At 60.2% G+C, this 244-nt stretch carries 1 protein-coding gene; it reads right to left on the bottom strand.

Annotation, left to right across the window (positions count from 1 at the left end):
• On the bottom strand, window positions 1–244 hold a 244-nt coding region (locus ACN6NG_RS30060; protein ID WP_474317567.1), incomplete at both ends, for an immunoglobulin-like domain-containing protein.

The raw sequence follows: 244 nt of genomic DNA, 5'->3' as shown, positions 1-244 counted from the left end.
ACGAGCGACCATCCGGCACGCTCGTACCGGTGATGCTCACAGTCAGGGAGCCGCCGTCGACGTAGACGTCTTCACCCTGCACGTCGTTGGTCCAGATCGCAGAAGTCTGGCCTTTCTCGATGACCACAGACTTGCCTGCACCCAGCTGCACAGTCAGGTCCTGGTCCAGGGCCTGCTTGATGCTGATGGTGAAGGTCGGCTTCTCGTTCTCGAACACCGACGTCTGGTTGGCAACGATGCTCAG

The sequence above is a fragment of the Pseudomonas sp. TSO6 genome (genome assembly GCF_056098905.1).
The sequence above is the reverse complement of the archived record's forward strand: the minus strand, read 5'-3'. Positions and strand labels throughout refer to the sequence as shown.